This window comes from Acinetobacter sp. AS5 (assembly GCF_048957595.1).
Classification (GTDB): Bacteria; Pseudomonadota; Gammaproteobacteria; order Pseudomonadales; family Moraxellaceae; genus Acinetobacter.
Genome location: NZ_JARDAL010000002.1, coordinates 57,398 through 80,167, shown reverse-complemented (window position 1 = coordinate 80,167; position 22,770 = coordinate 57,398). Strand labels below are relative to the sequence as shown.

The following is a 22,770-nucleotide window of genomic DNA, read 5'->3' as shown; positions in this document are numbered from 1 at the left end:
TATTCTTGATATTTATGAGTCTACAAAAAAGCCCACATTTGCAGTGGGCTTTTTTTATAAATGATTCACTGGGAATTATTTATAGTGTGACACCATTTTCTCTAAAGAGATTGGGCGAATCTTGTCTGCATTGCCTGCAGTACCAAAAGCTTCGTAACGATCGATACAGATTTGCTTCATTGCATCTACAGTTGCGCTGAAGAATTTACGTGGATCGAATTCGCTTGGTTTTTCTGCCATCATACGACGCATTGCACCGGTAGATGCTAAACGCAAGTCAGTATCGATGTTAATCTTGCGCACGCCGTGTTTGATCGCTTCAACCAGCTGTTCAACCGGAACACCGTAAGTTTCCTTGATGTCGCCGCCATACTGGTTAATCACTGCCAACCATTCTTGTGGCACAGAGCTTGAACCGTGCATGACAAGATGTGTGTTTGGAAGTGCTGCGTGAATTTCTTTAATGCGGTCAATCGCAAGAATATCACCTGTAGGTGGACGCGTGAACTTGTACGCACCGTGTGAAGTACCTACTGCAATTGCAAGCGCATCAACATTGGTATCAGCAACGAAGCTACGCGCTTCTTCAACTGAAGTCAGGAGTTGAGAATGATCCAGTACGCCTTCTGCGCCTACGCCATCTTCTTCACCCGCCATACCTGTTTCAAGGCTACCCAAACAACCGATTTCACCTTCAACAGATACGCCACACGCATGTGCCATTTGAACTGTACGGCGAGTCACATCAACGTTATATTCATATGAAGTTGGTGTTTTACCGTCTTCACCCAGTGAACCGTCCATCATTACTGATGAAAAGCCTAACTGGATTGAACGTTGACAAATGTCAGGGCTGGTACCGTGGTCTTGATGCATTACCACTGGAATATGTGGCCATTCTTCAATTGCAGCCAAAATTAGGTGACGCAAGAACGGAGCGCCTGCATATTTACGCGCACCCGCAGATGCTTGTACGATAACAGGTGAATTGGTTGCATCTGCTGCAAGCATAATTGCACGCATTTGTTCTAAGTTGTTTACGTTAAATGCTGGTACGCCGTAAGCATGTTCGCCGGCGTGATCCAAGAGCTGGCGCAATGAAATAAGAGCCATAATATCCTCCCAGTGAATGCCACATATTCTACATGTTCAAAGGTTTCAATTCAGCAACAAATAACACTATTTAAAAAAAATCCCTGCATTTGCAGGGATTTTGTGTCACATCAACCGGATTAAGGTGCTACAGGCTCTGAAGTCGCAGCAACTGACTCGTCTGCAGTTGCTTCATCGGCTGGTGCATTGGCAACTTCAGCCGGGATATCGGTATTTTTTTCGTCTAGAATTGGCTGATCAATGGCATCAATGGCAGCTTGCTGTTCTGGAGTCACCGCCTGATCCGCCACTGCTGCCGAGCTTTCTGCTTCAGCTTCTGGTGTGCTTTCCTGTTTTGCACATGCAGTCAGTGCCAGAGAAGCTGCTAATAATACTGCGATAGTTAACTGTTTCTTCATCACGTATTCTCGTCATTTGGTGATTTAATTACTGCATCTTATGACAGATTTATTGCATTTTAATGACGAAGCCATGAAGGGTAAGTTTTCACTGTCAAAAAAATGACATAAAAAAAGCTGGCACTGGGCCAGCTTTTTAGCTTAGGACATGCAATTAAGCACGTTCTAATAGTACCGCAACTGCAGGAAGAGTTTTACCTTCAACGAATTCAAGGAATGCACCGCCACCCGTCGAGATATAACCAATTTTGTCAGCCACTTCATATTTATCAATCGCAGCAAGTGTGTCCCCACCACCCGCGATCGAGAAACCTTCCGATTCAGCAATTGCTAAAGATAAAGTTTTAGTCCCTTCACCGAATTGATCGACTTCAAATACGCCAACCGGGCCATTCCAAAGAATGGTTTTAGAGGTTTTCAGAATTTCTGCAAATGCTTTCGCAGTTTCCGGACCTACATCCAGAATCATGTCGTTGTCAGCAACATCGGCAACGTTTTTCACCGTTGCTTTCGCAGCAGCCAATGAACCCAGGAAATCCTCAAAGTTGATTTCAGAGGCATCTGCAACCACAACGTCAGTAGGAAGTGGCACTGATACTTTTGCAGCAATGGCTTTTGCTGTATCGATCAGGTCTTTTTCACACAGTGATTTACCAACGTTATAGCCTGCTGCAGCAAGGAAAGTATTGGCAATACCACCACCCACGATCAATTGATCACAGATATCAGAAAGTGAGGTTAAAACATCCAGCTTGGTAGAGACTTTAGAACCCGCAACAATCGCCACCATTGGCTTTTCTGGCGTTTGCAGTGCACGGCCAAGTGCATCCAGTTCAGCTGCCAGTAAAGGACCTGCTGCTGCAACTTTCGCTAAACGCGCTACGCCTTCAGTAGATGCTTCTGCACGGTGCGCTGTACCAAAGGCATCCATTACAAATACGTCGCAAAGTGCTGCATATTTTGCTGCAAGTTCAGGATTGTTTTTCTTCTCGCCGACGTTAAAACGGCAGTTTTCAAGCAGAACCACCTGACCTGGCTGAACATCAACGCCATCTAAATAGTCAGTGAACAGTTTCACTTCTTGGCCCAAAGCTTCAGTCAAGTAAGCCGCTACAGGAGCAAGTGACTGTTCAGCCTTAGGCTCACCTTCAACCGGACGACCCAGATGAGAATACACCATGACTGCAGCGCCTTTTTCTAATGCTGCTTTAATCGTTGGCAATGCTGCACGAAGACGCGCATCGCTGGTGATCACACCATTTTTAACAGGAACGTTTAAATCTTCACGGATCAGAACACGTTTACCTGCTAAATCGAGGTCAGTCATACGCTGAAAGTTCATGTAGAGCTCACTTTATAGATATTAAAACCAGGCGATTTTAAATGATTATGCAGAAAAAGGTTAGCATCTTTTGCAGAAAACATTATGAATGCCAAAGTTTTGTTATGATAGAAAAAAGCCTCTTTTAGATTCAGTCCCTATGTCGATACATCCTGATCCAAATCTTAACCGTTTGAACGTGTTAGGTGAGCCTTTGTCCAGCTGTTGCTTCGATCCGATTACCGGTTATTTCCGCAATGGCTTTTGCCATACTGCGACCACTGATCTGGGCCAGCACACGGTTTGCGCGCAAATGACTTCAGAATTTCTGAATTTTTCTCAAAAAGTCGGTAATGACCTGATTACGCCTTTGCCTGAACTGGATTTCCCCGGCCTGCAACCTGGCGATTTCTGGTGTATCTGCGTAACGCGCTGGGTCGAAGCCTATGAAGCAGGTCAAGCACCTCCAATCAAGCTGCAAGCCTGTCACAAAGCTGTTCTGGCTTATGTGCCGTTAAATATTCTTGAGGAATATGCTGTCTAATGAATTCTGTACAGATTATTTTGGCATCATCCAGTCAAACCCGCAAAGCGCTGATGGATCGTCTGCATATTGATTATATTTCCATGGTACCGGATATTGATGAATCTCCTCGCGGGGAAAATCACGCAGATGATCTGGCACAACGACTAGCTTTCGAGAAAGCCAGATATATTGCCGAACAGAATCCTGAAGCGATTGTGATCGGCTCGGATCAGGTGGCATGGCGTGAAGGTGCACCGGATATTTTTATCGGTAAACCGTTAACGACTGAAAAAGCCATTCGCCAGCTCCAAGCTAACTCGGACAAGATTGTCTATTTCAGTACGGCGCTCAGTGTACAGCAACAATCGACGGGTTTTGAACAAAGTCTGGTCGAACACTATAAAGTCAAGTTTCGTAAACTTTCTCAGGCCGAAATCGAGCGCTATGTCGAGATTGAACAGCCACTGCATTGTGCTGGCAGTTTCAAATGTGAAAGCTTAGGAATTAGCCTGTTTGAAGAAATGACCGGGCAAGACCAGACCACACTGATGGGTATGCCGATGATCAAGCTATGCAATATTCTTCGTGAATTAAAAATTTTAGTTCCTTAATCTCTCTCTTTAAATTCAGGCTGTAATCTATGTCTCAACCTTTAGACGTTTTAGGCGGCATCACCGCTGAACAATTCCTTAGCGAATACTGGCAAAAGAAACCATTACTGGTGCGTAATGCGATGCCTGAAATCGCCAGTTTGCTTGAACCCAATGATGTGATGGAACTTGCGCTTGAAGAACATGTCACTGCCCGTCTCATCAAGCAGAAAGATCGTGATCCGAATCAATGGAGCGTGAAATCTTCACCTTTGCTCAAAGCAGATTTTCAGAAAATGCCAAAACTCTGGACACTTTTGGTTCAGGCTGTAGATCACTATTCATTTGACCTGTCGGCACTTTGGAAAAAATTCCCATTTATTCCACAATGGCGTCGCGATGACATCATGGTGTCTTATGCACCGCAAGGCGGTTCAGTCGGCAAGCATTTCGATTTCTATGATGTGTTTCTGGTACAAGGCTATGGCCATCGTCGCTGGCAGCTTGGGCAAATGTGTGATACCGAAACTCCATTTGTTCCGGGTCAACCGCTTAAATTATTGCCTGAAATAGAAGTGGACTTTGATGAAGTGCTGGCACCTGGCGACTTGCTCTATGTGCCGCCTGGTCTGGCTCATTACGGCGTGGCTGAAGATGACTGCCTGACTTATTCATTCGGTTTCCGCATGCCAAATATCAGTGACATGATGGATCGTGTCGGGGATAAATTCTCTGAAAATGAAACGCTGCGTAACCCATTGCTGGATATCATCCGTGATCAAGTCGGTGCTATCGGTGAAGTGAGCAGCAATGAGCTGGAATATCTGAAAGAACACATCATGCAGCAACTGCATAATTCCAATGTTCTCGAAGATGCCATCATGAGCTTGATGTCCGAACCTAAATATCCTGAAAACCTGCCTGAAGCAGAAGAAATCGGTACAGGTGATCTGGAAGAAGCACTCGATCAGGGCTATAGCCTGATGCTCGAACCTGCGTCACGCCTGCTTTATACTGAAACGGACGGCGACGTTCTGTTCTGGGCAAATGGTGAGGGTGTGTGCATCTCTGAGACATTTACCGCAAAACTCAAACAGCTTGCAGATGGTGAAGCGCTGTTATTCAGTGAAGACTTCGCTGATGAAGAAATTCTGGAAGATGTTGCAGCATTATTGAATGAAGCCGTGTTGATGTTGGTTCCACCTGCTGACGACGAGTAAGCGTTTAACGACTCGTTAAGCGATAATAAAAAGAGGATCACATGATCCTCTTTTTATTTTCTACTAAAATTCTAGTTACTTAAGGCTGATACAGCTCTAATACAACACGAATCAGCGTATCTCCTTGTTCAGATTCAATCTGGAACAATCCTCCCATGCGCTCAACCCGCATTTTCATGCTGCGCATTCCAATACTCAGGCCATTTTTTTGCACCATGTCAGCATCGAAACCGATGCCATTATCCTGAATGCTTAAAGTAAGCTGATGTGGCTGGGAATATTCCAGACTGACTTTTACCTGACTGGCCTGACTATGCTTAATGATATTGGTCAGACTTTCTTCGACTACTCGGATCAAGGTCAAACACTGTAATGCCGTCGGTTCACGCTGCCAGACTTTTGGAAATGACCATTCAACTACAATCCCCATTTCTTCCATCAGCTGGGTAAAACGATAACGTACCGGTGCGATCCAGAGTACCGGCGTTTGTGGGACTTTATTTTCAATAGATGAACCACTGTCAATGATTTGTCTGAGATCATCTCTGAGCAGTTTCAGCATGGAAAGAAACTGCTGTTTAGAAACTGTTTCGCTACTTTGATCCACCAGAATCATGGAACGGACAATAGACCCTCCCAACCCGTCATGCAGTTCATGTGACAGATTAATCCGTTCTTGCAGACGAACATTCGTCAGCTCCAGTTGATGTTTATCGCTCAGGCTTTTATTCAGGTCGGCACTGACCTGCTGAACTTTACGTTCTAACTGGGTATTAAATTTTTCGATTTTCCTGACATTACGATTCAAGCGTGTGCCCATAATCAGCACGACAAACAGGGTAATAATCGGTGAGGTATAGGGGGATAAAGGTGAAAATTCATTGACCTGGGTTTGGTTCAACATGATCAGGTCGATGACTACACACAGCAAAATCCCCCAGAGACACAGCGTCAGGAAAAGATATTCTCCATTTCGGGTTTTGATGGCCTGATAGCTGACATATACAGTACAACTAATAAAGAGCAATACATAGATGATAAACACTCCGCCCAGTACCTGCTCCAGATAATCCAAGGAACTGATCATAACCAGTAAGCTGGACAGAACGCTGACCAGAATAAATCCTCGCTCCAACTGCTTAAATTTCTGTTTTACAAAGCGGATCAGATACAGACAAAAACAATGGATATAGGCAATAAAAAAAAGCATATTGGCTTTAGCTGCCGAAATCGTGGAGTGAAATGGAAAATTTTCTGTAGTCAAGACATTGGAAATAAACAGAATCCACAACAGTGAACTGAGTGCCAGCCAGCCAAAAGTGGTTTCTGAACGCCGGAATAACCAGATAATGAAACAGATCAGCCCAATCGTGGCAGAGAAAATCATATTGATCTGGAATACGGTACGGCGATCCCAGATTTTTTCCAAATACTGCTGGCTATTCACCAACACATTATTAAACTGAATATTGCCCAGGCCCGCGCTTTGGAAACTGTAGCCATTTACATAAATCAGGATTTCATTACTGTCTTTACGCAAACCGCTAATCGGGAAAACCCAGTAACGCGGCATATTCCAGCTTTTCGACAAGGGCTCTTGCAAGTTCCGGTCAGACCAAAGCAAGTCACCATTCAGGAACACGGCACCTGCCGAATTAATATAATCAATAGAAAAGGCAACCGGTTCTGCAAGACGAATATTGTCCTGACATGACCAACGCCAGACAATCTTGTACCAGGCACCCCCATGATAATTCTTCCAGTTATTCTGCCAGTTATCCGGCAAACGTACGCTTTGCCAGCCCGATGTCGGCATCTCGGTAGGACCCTGAGCCTGAACCTTCTGAATATATTCGATCTTCACCTGACAAAGATCATTAATCTGAAAATGGTTTTGTGCCTGACTGATACTACAGAACAAGCAAAGCCAGCTGCACAGGACAAAAACACCGATCCATTTCAGTCGCTGCCGTTTGCTGCTTCTGGAACAGGCAGATGACATTACAGAATTCCCAGATGCCGTGCGGTACTGACCGCCTTGGTACGTTTACTGACCGAGAGTTTGCGGTAAATATGCTTGATATGACTTTCGACGGTATAGCGTGATACACAGAGCTGCTCGGCAATTTCACGATTACTCAGACCTTGCGCAACCAAGGACAGGATTTCCTGCTCCCGCTGTGTGAGCGTTTCCTGATCCGCAGCTGGCCTGTTCTGTTCTACTGTTCCTGAAATGGTGGGAATAGAAATCTGTTTTAAAATTTCACGGGCAACAAAGGGATCAATCGGTGCACCGCCACGCAAAATACTGCGAATAGCCAAGGCGACTTCAACATCATCCCGTTCTTTCAGCACATAACCGGTCGCACCGGCCTGAATTGCCCTAAACAGGCTATCTTGGGTACTCCAGGCAGACACCACCAGAATCAACGCTTGTGCGTCCTGTTCGCGGATTTTTTCAATAATTGAAATCCCACTTCCATCTGGTAAACCCAAATCTACTAAGGCCAGTGCAATCGGCTGTTGCTGCAAAACGGCATATGCTTCTTTCACCGTATTGGCAAATAACAGAACGTCATCCTGATAACCTAGATTGCTTAATATGATTTTTAAACGGCGCTGGATGACATATTCATCTTCAACGATTAATACTGGTACTGGCAAGACTGCCTCCGATGCTGTCATAAGCACGCCCCTTATATTTATTTTTATATATCCCCTTTAAGATTAAAATATAAACAAAATCACACTAAAAATCATGATTTATTTATTTTTTATTATCTGAAGTTTTAAGCAGCGAGAAACGCTTACGCCCGTTTTCCATATCATAGACATAAAAAATGCCATCTGTTTAGCAGATGGCAGTTCAAGATAGAAAATCTTTTGAAGTTATACGAGCTGTCTACTTTAAGCAGTACCGTATTGCTGTTTTAAATATTTCACAATCTCAGCCGATTCAAACATTTTGGTATCTGTATTTGGATCGACCAGATAGGGAAGCTGAATATTATTTCCCATCATTTCAAACAAATGTTCACGCTTACCGCCTGGTAGTGGTTCATATTTTCCCGGTTTTAAACGCAATTTGGCCGGTCCATAATCTTGCCAGCGCTCTTTAGCGACATTATGAAAAACAAACGGCACTTCCAGTTCACTCAAAACGGCGCGTACAATTCGGGTATAAGGACTGGCCTCAAAGCCCCATAATTCTAATAACAGTTCAGGTGTTGGCCGATCCTTAATCTTGGGATTCACCATTCCGCCGCGTAAACCATTGAGGACGGTTCCCGCAATTGCAGCCACTGGAATTTTAGGATAGTGAGCATATTTCTTGGGAGTTTTGCCGGTTTTGCCATAATGCTTGAACAGATGATCGATAATATCCTGAGACTCATAGAGTCGATCACCGGTATTTTCATCAACTAAAAAAGGAAATTGCAGTTTTCCACCCAATTGCTGCACCTCAGGACGGAAATGAGTACCCCCTCGTGGACATGGATAAACTTCATAATCCAGATTTAGCAAGGTCATGACTTCACGCACCCGACGACAAAATGGTGAACCCTCGTATTCATAGAGCTTCAAGGCTTTTTCAGGCTGATTTGGAAACGGTGTACCCACCATCCCACGTCCACCTTCAGCGATTGAAGAGGCCAAAGCTTGTACAACTTTAATTTGATGACTCAACATAGTATTTTCCTATTTTTGTTTTATATGAATGAAAGACAGAATCTAGGCATCCTGTCTTTCAGGGTACAGATAAGTTTTGTTGTTATTCTTTCATGCAGAAATGCAGATTCCGGCCGATTAAGCCACTAATGCTGTTTTAGACACCACAATACCATTATTGTCTGCATAGACATACTCGCCTGCATTAAACGTGACACCACCAAAACAGAGAGAGATATCAACTTCACCCACACCCTTGCGGTTGCTCTTTTGCGGAATAGCCGCCAATGCATGCACACCAAGATCAAGTTCAGCAATCGCATCGACATCACGAACGCAACCATAAATAATTACGCCATTCCAGTGATTTTTTACCGCTGATTCTGCAATCAGGTCACCCATCAAGGCACAGCGCATGGATGCACCGCCATCTACGACCAGGACCTTGCCTGTTCCATCTGTGGCCAACAACTCTTTCACCCGCGAGTTATCTTCAAAACATTTTACTGTCACAATCTGACCGCCAAAGGTTTTGCGCGCCCCATAACTCTTAAAAAATTTACCGTCCAGGCAAGGTGTCACCACCTGAAGCTCTAATTCTGGATGATCATCTAACAAGTCACAGGTAACAAATGCTGCTGTAGACACGGTGTTTTCCCCTCATTTCATTTTTTGTATGCGTAAATTATCATAAATTTCAAATTTTACCGTCTGAGTTAGCGCGGCCTCGACCATAGTATGAGCCACCTGCTCGGCTGTCACTGGCTTATACGCAAAACTATCCGGAATAAAACGCGATACTTTGTGGTAAACCTGCTGCGCGATATCTTCCAAAAAACGCTGCTCTGGACGTTCACCAATGAGCAATGAAGGTCGAATCAAACTGATTCTGTCCAAGGACAATGTTTGTATATATTCTTCCAGTTCACCTTTGACCCGATTATAGTAAAAATGCGATTGGGAATCGGCACCCATTGCGCTTAGCAAAAGATAATGGGCTGAGGTTTGCTGTAACAGCTCTGCAAAGTGAGCATTTATGGTATAGTCAATACTATAAAATGCCTGTTTGGATCCGGCTTTTTTCATGGTGCTGCCCAGGCAGCTAAAACCATGGCTATGCTTGCTGACATCCTGATCATTCAACATCAGGAAATCTTCCAGTACCAGTTGTTGAACTTTATCCAAAGCATCCAGATCATTTTGATGTTTTCTGACCACTGCAGTAATCTGCTGGCAAGTCGGCTCATCTTGCAAACGTTTTATCAGTTGTTTTCCCACCAAGCCAGTGGCACCTATCACGATGGGATGAGTCAGTGATTTAGTCATTTTTTATACGATCTCCTGGGTGGAATACTAATCTAACGTTTTCTTTAGAATTTTTCTGCATCTAAAATGTTGTCAAAGCATGTCAAGACTTGACTTCGGTGCTTAGTTTAATCAAAATATGGCACTTGTTTACGGGCTGGTGATAATTCCTCTGATGTTGGTTTTCAGTTGAGTTTCAGCCCGCCCAGACCAATCTATTTCAAGGAGTGCACGAGTGGCAAACTCTGCTCAAGCTAAAAAACGTGCTCGTCAAAACGTTAAAGCACGCAAACACAACGCAAGCTTGCGTTCTATGGTTCGTACCTATCTTAAACGTACATTAGCTGCTATCAGCACTAATGACTATGCAGTTGCTACTGAAGCGTACAAATCGCTTGTTCCAGTAATCGACCGTATGGCTGACAAAGGCATCATCCATAAAAACAAAGCAGCTCGTCATAAGAGCCGCTTGAACGCGCAAGTTAAAGCACTAGCTTCTAACTAATCGCAAATGAAAAAAGCCCTTTTTAGGGCTTTTTTTGTGTCTGGAATTTGAAGAAACTAAAAAATATAATGACTCATTCAGAAAAATAATTTGTTTAGACAGCACTCATCCAGTCAATGCGATACTGTGAGATAAAAACCTGAATCTCCCTCTCTTTTAGATTATTGATCTTTATCCATAGAGGATGGCGAAGTGGTTTTATCCTGTTTCGTATTGTCAGTGTCCCGCTTTTGACATGCGGTTAAACCCAAAATCGCGATCAGGCTAAAAATTGTGATAACTTTCATAATTTTCCTCAAGATGAATATTTCTATATTTATTAAGCATAGATAATTTTTATACTTACATTATTGAATTTTCACCCTATAAATGTAAAAGGTGCAGTTTAAAATTTATTTTTATCGTTTTAGCCTGAACTTTATTGAATGATCAATATGAAACGCCCCACCATCTTTATAATTTCTAACTCCCCAATAAAAAACTCAATTGCTGTGAACAATTGAGTTTTGAATAGATCAATTTAATTTAAGAAAGTTGGGAACGTTTAAAATCAGCAATATCCAGTTCATGTACCTGACCGCGCCAGATCCATTTCAGTTTGGACTCCAAAAACACATCACCTTCAAACCAGACAAACAGACCTTCCATCATTTTTGGCCAGTCTTCCCGACTGACGTCTTGACGCCCTGACATCACTGCAATCATCGCTGCGAGAATAGTATCGTGGCTGACAGCCAAACTCAGCCCATATTTATTTTGTGGATGGGTGTTGTAAATCAGTTCCAGTACATCCACCACGCCATGAATCGGCTGTTTCATCCCAGGCAAGGCATTATTGACAAAACTGTTAATAAAACCGAGTGCACCCTGCTTGGCAAAATAAGGCCCAGCTTTTTGAATATCCAGCACAAAGCTGCCAGGCTCCATCAGAAGTCCCTGTTCAATAATTTCAATACGATGGGTATTCTGCTCAGGGGTAACCGCATCTGCCCCTTCAATCATCAATGCAGCGGTATCAATACACCGCTGGATCGGACTTGAAATACAGTGATGAATCACACGATCAGTTTGATCAGCCAGATAAGCACCCCATTCCTGCGCCAGATCCCGCCCCTGATTGGTCAGTTGCAGATCATAGCCTGCCAAACCTTGACCCGGAACCTCTTCACGAATCGAATGCCGTGTAAATAAGGTGACAGGCGTCTGTACATCGGGCAATAAATCAATTGCACTCAACATACTCGGTGGAAGCAGTTTCAGGGACACGTTACAGCCAACTCTGGATTTGGTAATAGGTTAAGCACCACTATAACACGCTCAGAATTTTGCTCAATGCTCGGCCTGCATGTCAGAAACCGCCTGCAATGCAATAATTTTCATATCATTATTCTTATAAGCAATGAATCCGCCATTCAGCAAAGTATCCCGATGATTATAAATAAATGGGCGACCTTCTAAATCGACCAAGCCACCCCCAATCCGTTCGAGCATACATTGACCAGCGCTGGTATCCCATTCCGAGGTCGGATGAAAACGTGGATAGATATCCACCTGATCTTCCAGCATCATGCAAAATTTATAAGCGCTGCCCGCTTTAAATTCAGTGTAGTCCGTGAGCTTGGCCAAACTTTGTAAATATTCGAGATATTTCGGTTTCTGCTGGCTACTTTGGCTCAACCCTACAGCAATCATTTTAGATGTCGAAGACATTGCATAAGCAAACCATGTTCTAGTTTGAATATCATATTTATAAGGCAAGCCCTGCTCAGGACAGAAATAAATCAGTTGCTGCTCTGGAACCGCCAATATGGCAAAAGTGGTCAAACTGCCTCTGACCAGACTCAAATTAATGGTAAATTCGGGGCGCTGGTGCAAAAACTCTTTAGTGCCATCTAACGGATCCAGTAACCAGAATTCTGACCATGAGCGGCGTTCATGTTCCTGTCCTTCTTCAGACAGTAAAGGCAAGCTGGAAATCTCTGCCAAAGCTTGGGTCAGATAAGTATTAACCCGAAAATCTGCCTGAGTCACCGGAGAATTATCATTTTTTTTGATGACATCAAAAGCTGCACCAGAACAATAACGCTGATATTCTTCTCGCAAAATTTCACAGGCTTGTGTCAAAATGGGCACAAACTGCAAAATCATTGGATCTTGTGGTGCTGCTGTTGCTTTAAACATAGAAAACCTAAATATGTCAAAATGCTCTGAAAAACCTACCATAATTTTCGATATGGATGGCACTTTACTTGATCTTGCCTACGATGATTTCATCTGGAACGAGTTATTGCCTGTGCGTTATGCTGCCACACATGGCTGTAGCCTGGAACACAGCCAGGCGACACTCTATGCATTCTATCAGGAACATAATCATACCTTAAACTGGTACTCTTCACGCTTCTGGACGGCTAAAGTCGAAGTCGATGTTCTGGCGATGCAAATTGAACATAAAGATAAAGTGGCCTTACGCCCGCATTGTCTCGAATTGCTCGATTATCTTAAAAATAATGGCTATCCCATCTGGCTGGCCACCAATGCTGACTGTGCGGGTCTAGCATTTAAACTGGATCATTTGAATTTAAGAGATTATTTCGATGTGATTGTCAGTTCAGAAACGATCGGACATGCCAAAGAATTTATCGAGTTCTGGCAAGGCCTGAATGCGTTGCATCCATTTGACCCTGCACATGCTTATTTTATTGATGATACTGAAAAAGTCCTGAATGGGGCTCAAGCCTATGGCATTCAGAACCTGTTCAGCATCCAGCAGCCCTCTTCAGCCAAAGTAGCACGTCAGACTTGTAATTACCCGATGCTGCACCAATTAACAGATTTAATCACTCATTTAAATCAGGCTGAGGTAGAAAAAAAATATGCGTAAATCGTCTTTACCCGAAGATGCGGTAGGCATGCGTATAGACAAATGGCTGTGGGCAGCACGGTTTTTTAAAACCCGCTCGATTGCCAAACATGCGATTGAAGGTGGCAAAGTCCATCACAATGGTGAACGTGTCAAGGTATCGCGCGAAGTCCGTGTTGGTATGGAACTGACGATTCAGCAAGGCATCGACAAAAAAACCGTGCTGGTTAAGGAACTTTCTGATGTTCGTGGACCTGCACCCGTGGCACAAAAACTGTATGAAGAAACCGAAGTCAGTATTGCACGCCGGGAATTGATTACATCACAAAGAAAGTTGCATAATCTAGCTCGTCCCGACCATCGTCCAAGCAAGAAGGATCGTCGTGATATCAGTAGATTTAAAAATGAAAATAGTCAGAATTTCGATCAGTCATGGTCCTATAATGACGATTAAATTTAAGCGTCAGAATATGTCGTACATGCGCTGACTTTTATAGAACACTAGGGAAAATTCTGTCACTATACACCTGTGGAACAAAGCTCTAATTTAAGACATCCACTTGAGTACTAACTTAGTGACATCGTATTGAGGTTGTAAGATGGATGAGAATAAAAACAAGGCGCTCAACGCTGCCTTAAGCCAGATTGAAAAACAGTTTGGTAAAAATACAGTTATGCGTCTTGGTGACAATACCGTTCAGGCAGTTGAAGCTGTGTCTACAGGCTCTTTAACGCTGGATATTGCACTCGGTATTGGTGGTTTACCTAAAGGTCGTATCGTCGAGATCTATGGTCCTGAATCTTCAGGTAAAACCACAATGACCCTGCAAGCAATTGCAGAGTGTCAGAAAGCAGGCGGTACGTGTGCATTCATCGATGCGGAACATGCACTTGATCCTCAATATGCGCGCAAACTGGGCGTAGATATTGACAACCTGCTGGTATCGCAACCGGATCACGGTGAACAGGCACTTGAAATCGCAGACATGCTGGTACGCTCTGGCGCGATCGACATGATCGTTGTCGACTCTGTTGCTGCATTGACTCCGCGCGCTGAAATTGAAGGCGAAATGGGTGACTCGCATATGGGTCTGCAAGCCCGTTTAATGAGCCAGGCACTGCGTAAAATTACTGGTAATGCCAAGCGTTCCAACTGTATGGTGATCTTCATTAACCAGATTCGTATGAAGATTGGTGTCATGTTTGGTAGCCCTGAAACCACAACTGGTGGTAACGCACTGAAATTCTATGCCTCTGTTCGCTTGGACATCCGTCGTATCGGCCAAGTGAAAGAAGGTGACGAGATTGTTGGTTCTGAAACCAAAGTCAAAGTCGTGAAAAACAAAATGGCGCCTCCGTTTAAAGAAGCTTTATTCCAGATTCTTTATGGCAAAGGTGTTAACCATCTAGGTGAATTGATCGACCTTGCTGTACAGCAAGAAATCGTGCAGAAAGCTGGTGCGTGGTATTCTTATCAAGGCGACAAAATTGGCCAGGGTAAGAACAACACCATCCGTTATCTGGAAGAGCATAAAGAAATGGCTCAGACGATTGAAAAACTGATTCGTGACCAGCTTCTGACTAAAGCAGTGGTTGTTGAAGAAGACGATAGCAAGGAAGAACCTGACTTTTTAGATGCATGATCTTATTAGATGCATCATCTTTAAACGTCAATACACAGCGCCCTCCGGGGCGTTTTGTTATTATATAGGGAATCTAAAATCCGAGAGAATCATGTCAGACGCGAAATTCAGCAAACTGCTCGATTATGAAACTTTAAAACAGCAATTTGGTGATACTGAAGATCAAGCTCAACCTGCAAAAAGTGCGATCCAAGACGCTCCTGAATTTGATCCTGAAGAACGTTTGTTTTCCTCTACCCCAACTCAGGATGAGAAGAAACCGGGACTGACAGGCTCACGCTTACGTTCTTATGCCTTTGCCGTACTGACGCGCAAGGAATATTCCAAAGCCGAACTGATAGAGAAACTAGCCCTCTATGCAGAGCATCGTGATGAAGTTATTAACCTGGTTGAAGAACTGTCCCGTGAGAACTATCAAAGTGATCAGCGTGTGGCGGAAACCATGTTGTCGAGTCAAAAGCGTAAAGGCAAAGGTCCCAATCAAATTAAAATGAAACTCAAGAGCAAAAAGATTGATACTGCTCTGATTTCAGAAGAACTCAAAGAAACCGACTGGGTTCAACAAGCCTATGAACTAAAAGTCAAAAAATATGGCACCGAAGTTCCTAAAGACCCCAAGCTCAAAGCCAAACAGATCCGTTTTTTAATGTATCGTGGTTTTGAAATGGATGCGATTATCAAGGCCATTAACCGTAAAGCAGAAGACTAAGTCTTATATTCTTTGAAAGTCTTAATGAATTAAAAGGATTGGATATTTAATCTAATATTAGTTGGAAAATAAAATAAAGCACGGCAAAAGATAATGATGATTTAATCATTAAAACAATAAGATAATGCTGTTTGACGATATTGAAAAAAAATGATATTTGAGAATAGAAAACTGCGAATTCGCATTGTTATTATAATAAGAATATGGTGGCAACCCTACCAGCAAAGCTCCGGCACATCATAGTTCTATTACCGTTGCTACCTTCCGGTCCTGGCGGGGTTCATAGAGTACAATTGCGAAGTAACCAGCAGGGCTACCATTACAAAAACAGAGTATAGAGATTTTTAATCAAGTTGCAAGCCTTGTTCCGCAAAATAATCCCTTAAGCTATCCGTTTGATTATTTTAAAAACAATATTGATATTTCTGCTGATTTTTAAGGGATCTTCACAATCAATCCATCAACACTCAGATTCACATGATCTTTGTAAAACCTTGTTGCATTTTCTAAAAATGCCGTTTTTAATGTGTGCAATGTATATGAATGATCTACTTTGAAAAGATGAGCAGCGGATCCGCATCTCACAAAGAATTATGGAAATTTTATGATGTTTAAAAAGACCGTATTGTGTGCAGTGACAGCACTCTTTACCACGCCTCTATTTGCCAATATTCCGATTGAATCGCGCGGCTTGAGCCAAGCTACGAATCAAACCGCAGTAAATACCCCAGCGGCAATTGCGGCTGGTGCAACTCCAGCAGTTCAAACCAATACCAGCTGGCAAATCATGCAAAAGAACCAGCAGCTCGAAAATGACTTGCGGATTTTGCGCGGTAAAATGGAAGAACAGGAAAATGAGATTGAACGGCTCAAAAATGAACTGACCAATCGTTATGCCGATCTCGATCAGCGTCTCGAACTATTGCAGCAAAAAATTGAACCTGCTGAAGACAATCCAACGGAGGAAAACCCACAGGATACTGCACCCAGCCTAAACACAAATAAGGTCAATACAGCAAGCAGCGGAAAGCAACCTGCTGAGCTAGAAAAGGCAGCTTATACCGTGGCTTTAGATGCTTATAAAAATGGCGGTGCAGCCAAAGCCATTGCACCGATGCAAAACTTTATTAAAAACAATCCGAATAGCGTTTATATCAGCAATGCCTATTTCTGGTTAGCGGAATTCAATCTGGCGATTGACCCGCCAAAATTTACTGAAGCGAAACGTAATTATCTGATTGTCGTTGACCGTTACCCAAATTCTGCAAAAGCCTCCACTGCCCTGTATCAGCTTTATAACATCAGCAAAGATGTTGAAAAGAATACTACGCTTGCATCGCAATACAAAACAAAGCTATTGAAGAATTATCCGAAAGCTGAGGAAATTAAATTTCTTAAGTAAAATAGAAATTCCCAAAATAAAAAAGACACCTTCAGGTGTCTTTTTTATTACCTCAAACATTTAGCGCACAATGCCGCGCTTCGACTGTTCAAGAGAGTCAATTAGACGTTGTACTTCAGCCACTTCCGGCAAAATTCCTGTACGGATCTGCTCGATTGCTTCCTGAGTCGTTAAACCTGATTTATAAATCAGTTTAAAGGCATCACGTAAACCGCTGATTACGGTCTTCGACCAGCCTTTACGACGCATGCCTTCAATATTCATGGCAAATGCATGCGCAGGATTACCTGAAACCATCACATAAGCCGGCACATCTTTCAAAATCAGTGATGCACCACCAATCATGCTATAAGAATCAATCTTACAGAACTGATGAATGCCCGAGTTTCCGCCAATGACGACGTAGTCCCCGACATGGACATGTCCAGCCACACCGACGTTATTGGCAAAGATATTATAATCTCCAACCATACAGTCATGTGCAATATGAGTATTGACCATGAGCAGGTTATGACTACCGATCTTGGTCAGGCTCTGGTCCTGAACCGTACCACGATGCAGACTGCAATGCTCACGAATCTTGTTGTGATCGCCAATCTCAAGCCAGGTTTCTTCACCAGCATACTTAAGATCCTGACACACCTCGCCTACACTGGCGAACTGGAAAATTTCATTATATTCACCTATACGCGTATAGCCACCCACCACCACGTGTGAATGAAGTTTGCTACCCGCACCAATAGTGACATTTGGCCCGATAATACAATATGGGCCAATTTCTACATCAGCAGCAATGACTGCTGACGGGTCAATAATGGCAGTTGGATGAATAAGGGGATTATTGCTCATGCCTGCTCGACTTTTTGATGCGAAACCATAATTTCCGCGGTTGTTGCGACGACGCCATCTACAGTGGCAATACAATTATATTTGTAAATGCCCCGCTTTTGCATCACTAATTCAGATTTTAAAACCAATTGGTCACCTGCAACCACCTGTTTTTTAAATCTAACTTTTTCCGCACCGGCAAACAGGAACAAAGAACCTTCACTTGGTACTTCGTTATTCATCACAAAACCCAGAATTCCAGAGATTTGTGCCAGTGCCTCAACAATCAGTACACCTGGCATAATTGGATAATTCGGAAAATGGCCTTGTAAAAACTCTTCATTAATTGAGACGTTTTTATAACCAACAATGCCATTATCGGTAATTTCGACGACGCGATCAACCAATAAAAATGGATAGCGATGGGGCAAATATTCACGAATCTTTTGAATATTCATTGGCAATTCAGGCTTCGTGAATGTAGGCAAATTCGACTCTGTCATCATAATTATTTACGCAACTTAAATGTTGATTCAATGGACTCAATCTGAGATTGCATATGATCTAGTCGTTTGATCACCTGGGTCAATGGCACATCTGCTAATTGTCTGAGGCGAACCACGGTACGTTTCCATTTCTGATTTTCAAACAGACCAATCCCGGATGAATATTTTCCAGCTTCAGAAATATTATTTGTCACCATTGACATTCCGGTCAACGTCACATTATCAGCAATATTCAAGTGTCCAGAAATCGCAGAGGCACCACCAATGATACAGTTTTTGCCAATTGAAACACTTCCTGCAACGGCAGTTTTTGCAGCAATCGCGGTATGTGCACCAATTTTAACGTTATGTGCGATTTGCACAAGATTATCAATGATCACACCCTGTTGCAAAATCGTATCATCCAGTGCACCACGGTCTACGCTACAATTTGACCCAATACGCACATCATCCTCAATGCATACAGAACCTAATTGCGCAATACGGTGCCATTTACCCTGATAAGGTGCAAAACCAAACCCTTCGCTACCAATCACGCTATTGGCATGAATGCGCACCCGATTACCAATTTTTGCTGCGCCGGTGAGGGTCACATGTGAGTCAATAAAACAGTCCTGACCGATCTCGACATCATCATCGATCTGCACATGCGCCTGAACAATCGTATTCGCACCCACGACACAATGCTCACCAATCACCACGTAATGACCAATATAAGCATCGTCCGCAATCACTGCCGACGGGTGAATTTGAGCAGTACTCTCAATGCCACGCTGGCGATGTTTTTTCTCAAAGACATGCGTCAGAATCGCAAAAGCCAGATAGGGATTTGCCACAACAATAAAGTTTTGATGTGAAGTTATCTGTTGTTTTAGTTCAGCCGTGACAATTAAAGCACCTGCCTGACTTTGATTGGCCTGCTCTACATATTTATCGGCATTCACAAATGCCAGATCGTGTGAAGTTGCCTGTTCAAGACTGGCCAAAGCGCTCAAACGTAAATCTGTCTGACCTATGCACTCGCCCTGAACCAGGCGAGCGAGATCAGCTAACTGAAGCTGTTGATGATTCATTGATTATTTAATTGCATTAACCTTTTGAATCATTTTATCAGTTAAATCATATTTAGCATCATAAGCAAGCGCTGAATTTTTATTTAAAACCACATCCAGGTTGTTTTCTCTACGCAATTGTTCAGCAATTTGCTTTACCCGTGCATCAAATACAATTCGGATCTGCTGAATCGAGCTTTGGACATTCGTCTGTACAGATTGCTGTAACTGATTCAATTCTTGCAACTTAGCCTGATATTGCACAGACATTTTCTGTTTTTCAGTCTCACTGAGCTTGGTATTGGATTGAGCACGTTGCTGCAAAGTTTCCAGCTCTTTGCTGAGTTGCTCAATCTTAGTGGTTTGTGGCTGAATTTTTTGCTGGAATATCGTGTTTTGTTGTTTCAGATAAGTACTACCTTCAACCACACGCTCCAAGTCAATTACCCCCATACTAGCCGCTTGAGTCAAAGGAGCAACACTTGCCAAAGCCAGGCTCATTGCCATAATCATTTTTTTCATATTATTACTCATTCAAAAAAATTTGCTCACAAAACCTGCAGGCTTTATGAGCAAAATTTAGTTTCTAGGTCAAAACGATTTTAGAAAGTACGTCCAATTTCGAACTGGATGTTTTTAGTATCATCACCGTCTTTTTTATTCAACGGATAAGCATAGCTAAGTGATAATGGTCCAATCATAGTGATCCAGGTGAAACCTGCACCCACGCTATAGCGCATATTATCTGCATCGAAACCGAAGTTATCTTTACAGTACTGCTTTCCATTTACTGAAGTGCCATTAACGAAAATATTTTCATTTGATACATCACATTGGATATCAAACACTTGTGCACCTTCAGCAAAGATGACTGGACGAACCTGACGTGCCCAATCCCCTTTAAATGGTACTGGAAGCACTAATTCGGTACCAAATTGAATTAGTGCATTACCACCTACTTCCTCAGGAGAAGGATCCGTTTGACCTGTATCAGAGAAATATACACCTGGATATTTAGGACCTAATGTACTATTTTCATAACCACGAACCGAACCAAAACCACCTGCATAGAAATTCTTGTAGAATGGCAAGTCATTACCATAACCCAACTTACCATAACCGCGCAGGACAAAATCTTTGCCTAATGGGAAAAATGCCTGAGCGTCATAAGTGACTTTTTGATACTCGACATCACTACCTGGCAAGGCAATTTCAGCATTGACACGATGTGACATACCCGTTGTCGGGAACATCGGTCTATTTAAGGTATTATAAGACCAACCTAAATTAAGGTTATAAGTCAAAAAATCACCCTGGAATTCTTGACCATATGGAACTGGATTAGGGCAAGGCTGGTAACCAGTAACATTCCCAGCAGAATCTTTAATTGGAACTAATGCTTGAGGACAATACTCACCACTTTTTGTTTCTTTTCCGCCATTACGTTCCAAATAATCAGCAACATAAGTCGACACATATGGACCAGTGGTCACATCGGTCTGATCAATGTTCAGGCCTAGGCTAACACTCTGGTTTTCATCAATTGGATAACCAAAGTTAATCCCACCACCGAAACTGTCTGTCACATAGTTATTGACGTTATAATCATCATCCAGCTTGGTTTTACGGTAATACATGTTATAGCCGCGACGCACACCATCAATGGTGAAGTACGGGTCCATCACGCTCAAGTTATAATAATCTTGGGTTTCAGAACGCGACAAATCGATTGAAACACTATTACCTGTACCCAGGAAGTTGGTCTGACTTAAACCTGCCTGGAAAGTTACACCACCGCTTTGTGAGAAACCAACTGCAAGAGTACTGGTCCCTGAATGCTGCTCTTCAACGGCAACATTCAAGTCCACCTGATCTGGTGCACCCGGAATACGTGCAGGTTTGATATCGACAGTTTTAAAGAACCCGGTACGCTCCAGACGGACCTTAGACAGGTCAATCTTTTCATTACTAGCAAGTGCACCTTCCATTTGGCGCATTTCACGACGTAGTACTTCATCTGCAGTTTTCGTATTACCAGTGAAATTAATACGTCGCACCGTGACTTGCTGACCCGGATTAATATAATAATTTAGATCAACCAGTTTGGTTTCGTTGTTAATTTGAGGAACAATATTGACTTCTGCATAGTAATAACCTGCATTACCATACTTACGCTGCAATAACTGCTTAACCGCGTTGACTTTTTCCTGCGAATAAATTTCGCCTTCTTTGAAAATTTGTAAAGCCTGTAATTCTTCAGTCTTATAAAGTGCATCACCTAAATATTTGGTTTGACCAAATTTAAATTGTTCGCCTTCATCCACAGAAACTTCGATGAAAACATTCTTTTTATCTTCACTCAAGTTCAGACTGGAATTGGTAATATTAAAATTGATATAACCGCGATTCAGATACATGGCACGCAAAGCTTCTAGGCTCGCCGCCATCTTTTCACGTGCATAACGGTCATTACGCGAAATGACCGAACTCCAGCCACTTTCTTTTACGGCAAAGGCCTGCTTGATATCAGACTCTTTAAATACGGTATTCCCGATAATATTGATATCGAAAACTTTAGCCGCTTTACCTTCAATAAAATCAATCAGCAATTCAACACGGTTATTTGGTCGAGGCGTCGTGGTGACCGTAATATCGGCATCATAACGACCTTGCTGCATGTATTGCTGTTCAAGTTCAGTTTCAATGGTTTGCAGTGCTGATTTTTTCAGCACTTCGCCTTCAGCCAGACCCATTTTTTTCAGGCCTTCTTCAAGTGCTTCCTTAGGAATCAGCTTATTGCCTTTCAATTCGATTTTCGAAATGACCGGGCGTTCAACAACTTGGAAAACCAAGGTATTGCCCTGCTGAACGGCTTTAATGTCATCAAACAGGCCTGATGCATACATGCTACGAATTGCATTGGCAATGACTGGATCATTGACCCGATCACCACTGTTAATCGGCACTAGGCCATACACATTGTCAGGAGTTAAACGTACTAATCCATCAAATTTTATATCTTGTACAATGAATTCATCTGCTGCATATACTTGTTGTGCTACTGCCATTGCACTAACGAGTGCCAGAGGCATAAATAAATGTGTGTGCTGCATGCCAGTCTTT

At 42.9% G+C, this 22,770-nt stretch carries 25 protein-coding genes and 1 other RNA gene; 9 read left to right on the top strand and 17 right to left on the bottom strand.

Annotated elements, in window-relative coordinates:
• Positions 1–75 precede the first annotated feature (75 nt).
• The 3 genes from fba to PV763_RS01425 all read right to left on the bottom strand — a co-directional run bounded on the left by fba (position 76) and on the right by PV763_RS01425 (position 2,853).
• Positions 76–1,113, bottom strand: a complete 1,038-nt coding sequence (fba, locus tag PV763_RS01435; RefSeq protein WP_004279853.1) for a class II fructose-bisphosphate aldolase — start codon at positions 1,111–1,113, stop codon at positions 76–78.
• Positions 1,114–1,232: 119 nt separating this feature from the next.
• A complete protein-coding gene (locus PV763_RS01430; RefSeq protein WP_004646741.1) occupies positions 1,233–1,511 on the bottom strand; it encodes a hypothetical protein in 279 nt (92 codons plus the stop codon).
• 154 nt (positions 1,512–1,665) lie between these two features.
• Positions 1,666–2,853 carry a phosphoglycerate kinase gene (locus tag PV763_RS01425; RefSeq protein WP_004646740.1) on the bottom strand — a complete coding sequence of 396 codons (1,188 nt, stop codon included), beginning with the start codon at positions 2,851–2,853 and terminating at the stop codon, positions 1,666–1,668.
• Between the two features lie 139 nt (positions 2,854–2,992).
• Here PV763_RS01425 and PV763_RS01420 point away from each other — a divergent pair, with 139 nt between their 5' ends.
• From PV763_RS01420 to PV763_RS01410, 3 genes are read left to right on the top strand one after another with little or no spacing between them, the layout of a single operon-like run.
• Positions 2,993–3,376: a DUF2237 family protein gene (locus tag PV763_RS01420; RefSeq protein WP_004279857.1), complete on the top strand. Its 384-nt coding sequence runs from the start codon at positions 2,993–2,995 to the stop codon at positions 3,374–3,376.
• Positions 3,376–3,969, top strand: coding sequence for a Maf family protein (locus PV763_RS01415; protein WP_004646739.1), 594 nt, complete (start codon positions 3,376–3,378; stop codon positions 3,967–3,969). Before PV763_RS01420 ends, PV763_RS01415 begins: the two co-directional genes overlap by 1 nt.
• 29 nt (positions 3,970–3,998) lie before the next feature.
• Positions 3,999–5,168, top strand: a complete 1,170-nt coding sequence (locus PV763_RS01410) for a cupin domain-containing protein (RefSeq protein WP_004646738.1) — start codon at positions 3,999–4,001, stop codon at positions 5,166–5,168.
• Between the two features lie 79 nt (positions 5,169–5,247).
• On the opposite strand, the gene PV763_RS01405 is transcribed toward PV763_RS01410, so the two are convergent.
• The 5 genes from PV763_RS01405 to PV763_RS01385 form a co-directional block, all read right to left on the bottom strand.
• A complete protein-coding gene (locus PV763_RS01405) occupies positions 5,248–7,170 on the bottom strand; it encodes a sensor histidine kinase (RefSeq protein WP_004646735.1) in 1,923 nt (640 codons plus the stop codon).
• Positions 7,170–7,853, bottom strand: a complete 684-nt coding sequence (locus PV763_RS01400; RefSeq protein ID WP_004646734.1) for a response regulator — start codon at positions 7,851–7,853, stop codon at positions 7,170–7,172. Before PV763_RS01400 ends, PV763_RS01405 begins: the two co-directional genes overlap by 1 nt.
• 222 nt (positions 7,854–8,075) lie before the next feature.
• Positions 8,076–8,858: a glutathione S-transferase N-terminal domain-containing protein gene (locus PV763_RS01395; protein WP_004646733.1), complete on the bottom strand. Its 783-nt coding sequence runs from the start codon at positions 8,856–8,858 to the stop codon at positions 8,076–8,078.
• A gap of 117 nt (positions 8,859–8,975) precedes the next feature.
• The gene (rraA, locus tag PV763_RS01390) at positions 8,976–9,485 is read right to left on the bottom strand and encodes a ribonuclease E activity regulator RraA (RefSeq protein WP_004279866.1); all 510 of its coding nucleotides are present in this window, start codon (positions 9,483–9,485) and stop codon (positions 8,976–8,978) included.
• 12 nt (positions 9,486–9,497) lie between these two features.
• Positions 9,498–10,163, bottom strand: coding sequence for an NAD(P)H-binding protein (locus PV763_RS01385; protein WP_004646732.1), 666 nt, complete (start codon positions 10,161–10,163; stop codon positions 9,498–9,500).
• 214 nt (positions 10,164–10,377) lie between these two features.
• Here PV763_RS01385 and rpsT point away from each other — a divergent pair, with 214 nt between their 5' ends.
• Positions 10,378–10,647 (top strand): 30S ribosomal protein S20, encoded by a 270-nt coding sequence (gene rpsT / locus PV763_RS01380; RefSeq protein ID WP_004279868.1) that lies wholly within the window; start codon positions 10,378–10,380, stop codon positions 10,645–10,647.
• 161 nt (positions 10,648–10,808) lie between these two features.
• On the opposite strand, the gene PV763_RS01375 is transcribed toward rpsT, so the two are convergent.
• The 3 genes from PV763_RS01375 to PV763_RS01365 form a co-directional block, all read right to left on the bottom strand.
• Positions 10,809–10,934: a hypothetical protein gene (locus PV763_RS01375; protein WP_004646731.1), complete on the bottom strand. Its 126-nt coding sequence runs from the start codon at positions 10,932–10,934 to the stop codon at positions 10,809–10,811.
• A gap of 238 nt (positions 10,935–11,172) precedes the next feature.
• On the bottom strand, positions 11,173–11,913 hold the full coding sequence (locus PV763_RS01370) for a histidine phosphatase family protein (protein ID WP_004646730.1): 741 nt from the start codon (positions 11,911–11,913) through the stop codon (positions 11,173–11,175).
• A 63-nt stretch (positions 11,914–11,976) separates the two neighbouring features.
• Entirely contained in the window at positions 11,977–12,828 is an 852-nt protein-coding gene (locus PV763_RS01365; RefSeq protein WP_004646729.1) for a 3'(2'),5'-bisphosphate nucleotidase CysQ family protein, read from the bottom strand.
• Positions 12,829–12,841: 13 nt separating this feature from the next.
• Between PV763_RS01365 and PV763_RS01360 the strand changes: the two genes are divergently transcribed.
• The 4 genes from PV763_RS01360 (at position 12,842) to PV763_RS01345 (ending at position 15,859) form a co-directional block, all read left to right on the top strand.
• Positions 12,842–13,528: an HAD-IA family hydrolase gene (locus PV763_RS01360; RefSeq protein WP_016806963.1), complete on the top strand. Its 687-nt coding sequence runs from the start codon at positions 12,842–12,844 to the stop codon at positions 13,526–13,528.
• Entirely contained in the window at positions 13,521–13,961 is a 441-nt protein-coding gene (locus tag PV763_RS01355; RefSeq protein WP_004646726.1) for an RNA-binding S4 domain-containing protein, read from the top strand. The genes PV763_RS01360 and PV763_RS01355 overlap by 8 nt, the downstream gene beginning before the upstream one ends.
• Positions 13,962–14,106: 145 nt before the next feature.
• Positions 14,107–15,150, top strand: a complete 1,044-nt coding sequence (recA, locus tag PV763_RS01350; protein ID WP_004279873.1) for a recombinase RecA — start codon at positions 14,107–14,109, stop codon at positions 15,148–15,150.
• A 91-nt stretch (positions 15,151–15,241) separates the two neighbouring features.
• Complete coding sequence (locus tag PV763_RS01345; protein ID WP_004646725.1) at positions 15,242–15,859, top strand: regulatory protein RecX; 618 nt, start codon at positions 15,242–15,244, stop codon at positions 15,857–15,859.
• A gap of 213 nt (positions 15,860–16,072) precedes the next feature.
• Here PV763_RS01345 and ffs read toward each other — a convergent pair.
• Positions 16,073–16,169: signal recognition particle sRNA small type (gene ffs, locus PV763_RS01340), an RNA gene on the bottom strand.
• Between the two features lie 294 nt (positions 16,170–16,463).
• Here ffs and PV763_RS01335 point away from each other — a divergent pair.
• Positions 16,464–17,261, top strand: coding sequence for a YbgF trimerization domain-containing protein (locus PV763_RS01335; protein ID WP_004646724.1), 798 nt, complete (start codon positions 16,464–16,466; stop codon positions 17,259–17,261).
• Positions 17,262–17,321: 60 nt separating this feature from the next.
• On the opposite strand, the gene lpxA is transcribed toward PV763_RS01335, so the two are convergent.
• The 5 genes from lpxA to bamA form a co-directional block, all read right to left on the bottom strand.
• A complete protein-coding gene (lpxA, locus tag PV763_RS01330; protein WP_004279876.1) occupies positions 17,322–18,110 on the bottom strand; it encodes an acyl-ACP--UDP-N-acetylglucosamine O-acyltransferase in 789 nt (262 codons plus the stop codon).
• On the bottom strand, positions 18,107–18,592 hold the full coding sequence (gene fabZ, locus PV763_RS01325) for a 3-hydroxyacyl-ACP dehydratase FabZ (RefSeq protein WP_026055766.1): 486 nt from the start codon (positions 18,590–18,592) through the stop codon (positions 18,107–18,109). The genes lpxA and fabZ overlap by 4 nt, the downstream gene beginning before the upstream one ends.
• A gap of 5 nt (positions 18,593–18,597) precedes the next feature.
• Entirely contained in the window at positions 18,598–19,668 is a 1,071-nt protein-coding gene (gene lpxD, locus PV763_RS01320; RefSeq protein WP_004646721.1) for a UDP-3-O-(3-hydroxymyristoyl)glucosamine N-acyltransferase, read from the bottom strand.
• Positions 19,669–19,671: 3 nt separating this feature from the next.
• Positions 19,672–20,169: an OmpH family outer membrane protein gene (locus tag PV763_RS01315; protein ID WP_004646720.1), complete on the bottom strand. Its 498-nt coding sequence runs from the start codon at positions 20,167–20,169 to the stop codon at positions 19,672–19,674.
• A gap of 80 nt (positions 20,170–20,249) precedes the next feature.
• Positions 20,250–22,760, bottom strand: a complete 2,511-nt coding sequence (gene bamA, locus PV763_RS01310; RefSeq protein ID WP_004646719.1) for an outer membrane protein assembly factor BamA — start codon at positions 22,758–22,760, stop codon at positions 20,250–20,252.
• Between the last annotated feature and the right edge of the window lie 10 nt (positions 22,761–22,770).

Coding starts and splice junctions, on each gene's coding strand:
- fba (WP_004279853.1), bottom strand. CDS start 1,113: ATGGCTCTTATTTCATTGCGCCAGCTCTTGGATCACGCCGGCGAACAT.
- PV763_RS01430 (WP_004646741.1), bottom strand. CDS start 1,511: ATGAAGAAACAGTTAACTATCGCAGTATTATTAGCAGCTTCTCTGGCA.
- PV763_RS01425 (WP_004646740.1), bottom strand. CDS start 2,853: ATGAACTTTCAGCGTATGACTGACCTCGATTTAGCAGGTAAACGTGTT.
- PV763_RS01420 (WP_004279857.1), top strand. CDS start 2,993: ATGTCGATACATCCTGATCCAAATCTTAACCGTTTGAACGTGTTAGGT.
- PV763_RS01415 (WP_004646739.1), top strand. CDS start 3,376: ATGAATTCTGTACAGATTATTTTGGCATCATCCAGTCAAACCCGCAAA.
- PV763_RS01410 (WP_004646738.1), top strand. CDS start 3,999: ATGTCTCAACCTTTAGACGTTTTAGGCGGCATCACCGCTGAACAATTC.
- PV763_RS01405 (WP_004646735.1), bottom strand. CDS start 7,170: ATGTCATCTGCCTGTTCCAGAAGCAGCAAACGGCAGCGACTGAAATGG.
- PV763_RS01400 (WP_004646734.1), bottom strand. CDS start 7,853: ATGACAGCATCGGAGGCAGTCTTGCCAGTACCAGTATTAATCGTTGAA.
- PV763_RS01395 (WP_004646733.1), bottom strand. CDS start 8,858: ATGTTGAGTCATCAAATTAAAGTTGTACAAGCTTTGGCCTCTTCAATC.
- PV763_RS01385 (WP_004646732.1), bottom strand. CDS start 10,163: ATGACTAAATCACTGACTCATCCCATCGTGATAGGTGCCACTGGCTTG.
- PV763_RS01375 (WP_004646731.1), bottom strand. CDS start 10,934: ATGAAAGTTATCACAATTTTTAGCCTGATCGCGATTTTGGGTTTAACC.
- PV763_RS01365 (WP_004646729.1), bottom strand. CDS start 12,828: ATGTTTAAAGCAACAGCAGCACCACAAGATCCAATGATTTTGCAGTTT.
- PV763_RS01360 (WP_016806963.1), top strand. CDS start 12,842: ATGTCAAAATGCTCTGAAAAACCTACCATAATTTTCGATATGGATGGC.
- PV763_RS01355 (WP_004646726.1), top strand. CDS start 13,521: ATGCGTAAATCGTCTTTACCCGAAGATGCGGTAGGCATGCGTATAGAC.
- recA (WP_004279873.1), top strand. CDS start 14,107: ATGGATGAGAATAAAAACAAGGCGCTCAACGCTGCCTTAAGCCAGATT.
- PV763_RS01345 (WP_004646725.1), top strand. CDS start 15,242: ATGTCAGACGCGAAATTCAGCAAACTGCTCGATTATGAAACTTTAAAA.
- PV763_RS01335 (WP_004646724.1), top strand. CDS start 16,464: ATGATGTTTAAAAAGACCGTATTGTGTGCAGTGACAGCACTCTTTACC.
- lpxA (WP_004279876.1), bottom strand. CDS start 18,110: ATGAGCAATAATCCCCTTATTCATCCAACTGCCATTATTGACCCGTCA.
- fabZ (WP_026055766.1), bottom strand. CDS start 18,592: ATGACAGAGTCGAATTTGCCTACATTCACGAAGCCTGAATTGCCAATG.
- lpxD (WP_004646721.1), bottom strand. CDS start 19,668: ATGAATCATCAACAGCTTCAGTTAGCTGATCTCGCTCGCCTGGTTCAG.
- PV763_RS01315 (WP_004646720.1), bottom strand. CDS start 20,169: ATGAAAAAAATGATTATGGCAATGAGCCTGGCTTTGGCAAGTGTTGCT.
- bamA (WP_004646719.1), bottom strand. CDS start 22,760: ATGCAGCACACACATTTATTTATGCCTCTGGCACTCGTTAGTGCAATG.